General features: G+C 35.2%; 2 protein-coding genes. One reads left to right on the top strand and one right to left on the bottom strand.

Annotated elements, in window-relative coordinates; all coding sequences use genetic code 11:
* Positions 1–912 (bottom strand): quinone-dependent dihydroorotate dehydrogenase (locus F6K22_RS34135; RefSeq protein ID WP_363275035.1); only part of this gene is annotated, 912 nt, incomplete at its 3' end.
* A 209-nt stretch (positions 913–1,121) separates the two neighbouring features.
* Here F6K22_RS34135 and F6K22_RS34130 point away from each other — a divergent pair.
* The gene (locus F6K22_RS34130; protein ID WP_293108631.1) at positions 1,122–4,133 is read left to right on the top strand and encodes a GAF domain-containing sensor histidine kinase; all 3,012 of its coding nucleotides are present in this window, start codon (positions 1,122–1,124) and stop codon (positions 4,131–4,133) included.
* The last annotated feature ends 26 nt before the right edge of the window (positions 4,134–4,159 follow it).

Here is a 4,159-nt window from a genome sequence, read left to right as displayed (position 1 = left end):
TTCGGTAACAAGTTTACCTGTTACTGGAATAATTTTAGTTTTTAATCCCTCACGATTAATAGTTGTGTTAGTAGCAATTATACCAGATATTTGATATTCTTTAATTAGGTCTAGTATTGAGGCGATCTCTTCAGTTTTTAGATCTGGTGCAATCTTAACTAAAATAGGCTTATTTCCTTCATTTTCTCCTTGCAAAAATGATAATATTTTACTTAAGTTATCGGTATTTTGTAGGGAACGTAATCCCGGAGTATTAGGAGAAGATACATTAACAACAAAATAATCTCCCCAATCTTTTAACAATCGAAAACTATCTAAATAATCTGTTGCTGCTACCTCTAAAGATGTTATCTTAGATTTACCAATATTTATACCATAAGGAAAGAAAGAAGGAGGAATAAAAGAATTATTTTCTTGTCTGCTTAGACCCCCTAGATTGTTTTTTGCTTGACCTTGTAATCTTATAGCTAGAGCAGCAGCTCCTTGATTATTAAATCCCATTCGATTCAAGACAGCCCAATCTATTGGTAAACGAAACAATCTTGGTTGAGGATTTCCTGGTTGCTCATGGAAAGTGACTGTACCAAGTTCAGCAAACCCAAAACCTAATCGAGGCCAAGCATTAATGGCCACACCATCTTTATCATATCCTGCGGCCAAACCTACGGGATTTTTAAAGTTTAATCCCCATAAAGTTTGCTCTAGGCGAGTATCTTCAAAACAGAAGAATTTCTCCATCATTGTCTGAAGCCTACTTATCGTTTGAGAGTCGGAGTGAGTATCCATAAAACTGAGAATATTTAGGAGTCGATGATGTACCCATTCTGGATCGGCTTTTAATCCAGAAAATAGAATCGGAAGTACGACAGAACGATAAATATTTAACACTTGATTCTGAATAGTAGTTGACAATTAAAAACTCAAAATTAAAACTCAAAAACCCTAAATTTTATAATTTTGAGGTTATTGAGATTTTGCTGATGAGAGAACAATAGTTAGTTCGTTTCATTAATATATCATTTACTTGGTTGAATATCTAAATAATTAAGAATCAAATAAATTTTTATAATCTCAAATAAATATTATTTATAAAATTGAAATTAAGTTAGGAGAAGCAATATATGTTCAAAAAAAATAAATCAGAAAAAAAAGAAAATAATTTGATTGATCTAGAAAGTATAATCAGGACAATAAGAGAAGAAGAAGACATAGATTTTGTTATCAAAAAAATTATCATTTATCTACAGTCAGAGTTGGAATTTTATTTGATTTGGGTAGGTTTATATGACAGATTAGGAAATAAAATAGTTGGCAAAGGAGGAATTACTCCTAATGGTGAAATTTCTATTCTCAAACAAAAATTTACAATTAGTGAGGGAGATGTATTAGAACAAGTATTAATGGAAGGTAAAGCACTTAAAATAGCTGACTTAAGCGCTGAAAAGCAAGTAGGAGGATGGGTGAAAATAGCTCAAACCTATCACGTTAAAGGAACGATTTTATTTCCCATATCTTACAAAGAAACATCTTTTGGCGTTGTTTTAATGGCTTCACAAAATCGGGGTATATCTCTAGACTCAGGAGAAAAAGCACTACTATCTTTAATCTGGGGAGAATTGGGGCACACATTAGACAAAATACAAAAAGAATGGCAACACAAGCAAATTAAACGACCCGATGAACCCATACTCTCATTACTTTCTCAATTAGGAGAATTAACAACCCTAGACCAACGTCTGGAAGCAGTTGTAGAAATCACTCATAAATTTTTACAGCCATCCCGCACAAATATTTACTGGTATTATCCAAATGGTCGCTACTTCTGGCGTCGTGCAAGTAATCGCCAAGTAATCGTAGAATGGAGTGACTTCAAACGTCCTGCTTCTGGTATTACACTGCAAGATTTAGGTGAGTTATATCAGATATTAATAAAAGGGCAAATTGTTTGCGTCGGAGAATATTATAGTTCTGTAGACAACGAGATTACTCAATTACTGCTCCAACAAATCAGAGCTTCTTCTGTATTAGTAGCACCTATTATCTTAGAAGACGAACTATTAGGGTTTATCACTATAGAAGAACAACACAACCGTCCCTGGCAAGATGATGAAAAAAACTATTTGCATGGAATAGGTCAACTGGTAGCTTTAACTTCTCCCCTATCAGAAATGAAAGACAAAATTTCCCAAGCAAAAATAGATCAGACTTTAACTGCAGGGATAACTCGGGCTATTTATTGTGATGATGGCTGGCACAAAACTATCCGAACAACGGCAGAAAAACTATCTCAACGTTTAGGTGCCAAATATTTTATGTTAGCTATTCGCAAGAAAGACCAGTTTGAAGTTATTTATCAAAATCATTCTATTCAAAGTCGAATAATTACAACTCCTCTACCCTCTCTTAGCAAAGAAGATATGACGTTGATAGATCGACACACCGAAGTAGTAGGAATTGAAAATTGGTCAGAGAATCATATATTGGTTGCTTGGCAGGAAAATTTTGAGAAACTAGGAGTACGCTCTATGCTATTGTGCAGCACAAGAGGAACTAGGAAACAGGAGGAAGACGAATCTGCTATAGACTATCAACACAATAAATACGCTCGACCCGAAGGAATCGTAATTATTGGTTATGATGCTCCTCGCAGTTGGAATCGCAATGAGCGAGAATTGGTGCAAATTGCTAGTCAACAGTTAGGTTTTATTTTGCATCAAAGAGACATGAATCAGCGAATTAATCAGCAACAGCAATATATCCAATATTTGCAGTCTGGTTTAACTGCTTTGCAACCCACCACAATACTCGGAAATCCCACAAAAGTATTGATTAACTCTTCCAACTCCTCATTTTTGCAAGAAGTTAAAAATTTGGCACCAGTGGGAGAACAAAGTGTATTAGAAAATTTATCCCTAGATCATCTCGAACGTAGTTTTATCCAATTTATTGCTCAAGCAATTATGGAAATAGGAGAGATAGATCCGCAAACTGTTCCCCTAGTTGCTTTGATTGCTTGGTATCCTGCATCGCAAACAGGCAGAATTATGAGTTATAGTTATGCCGACTCTAATATTACTAGCACTGGCAAAATTTCCATTCCTGTTCGCACCGATGTTTGGATTCAACAAATACTTTCTAGCAATGATTGGTTGCATTTGAATGTAAGTGAAGTGCCAGCTAAAACTTTGCGGTGGCTAAATATTTTTGATAGTGGTCAGGTTGTAGTAACTGCTTTGCGTACTGCTGCTGAACATCAGCCAACAGGTATATTATTATTGGGCGATCCCCACAGAATTTTATGGCAAAAAACAGAAGTTTTGCAGTTAGAAAATTCTCCTGCTAAAACTTTGAAAAATTTACTAACTACTTTGGTTTCTCAGTTTGCCTGGTCACGTCGCTATTTAATTGTCAAGACTACTTTGGAATCTCAGCGAGAAGAATTAGAGTGGTTGAATTGGTATAAACAAAGGCGTTTAGAAGAACTTTATCGTACTGTTGGTTCTGGTTTTAAACAGTTAACTGAACTAAATAATATTCCGGCTGAAAATTCTACTCAACAAAAAGATATGCTAGCCAATCTACGTTATCAGCAATTACTACGGCAAATTGGAAATGTCTTATCATCTACTACCTCATTATTGAAAGAAGAAAAATGGCGTTTACAGGCAAATTATGACGTTGTATCTGTGGCTAATTTGTTGAGGCGATCGCTGATTCGCATTGATTCTCAACTCAAAAAAAGACAATTACAATTAGAAGTTCATCGGGAAGGAAATTTAACTATTTATGGAGATAGTATTAAATTAGAATTGGTTGTATATGAGCTTTTGATTAGTGCTTGTCGTCGTTCTACAACTGGAGGAAAAATCGATATTAAATGCCAAACTTTAGATGAAGAATGGCTAGAAATTTCTATTCTTGATGAAGGAAGTATTAATCCCCAATTAATTGCTGAATTTAACGCTGGTTCTATACCTGATATATTAGAGTCTTCTCCCCTAGTTACACCCCCAGGCAAACATTTGATTATCTGTCGGCGAGTCATGCAACAAATGGGAGGAAATTTTGAGCTAGAGTTGGGCGAAGGTGGTTTAGTAGAAAGTCGGTTACTGTTACCTTTGGCTCATATTTGATTTGATAATAGGGAATGGCTGTTCAG

The sequence above is a fragment of the Okeania sp. SIO2F4 genome (assembly GCF_010672385.1).
In the GTDB taxonomy this organism is placed as follows: domain Bacteria; phylum Cyanobacteriota; class Cyanobacteriia; order Cyanobacteriales; family Microcoleaceae; genus Trichodesmium.
The sequence above is the reverse complement of the archived record's forward strand: the minus strand, read 5'-3'. Positions and strand labels throughout refer to the sequence as shown.

Coding starts and splice junctions, on each gene's coding strand:
- F6K22_RS34130 (WP_293108631.1), top strand. CDS start 1,122: ATGTTCAAAAAAAATAAATCAGAAAAAAAAGAAAATAATTTGATTGAT.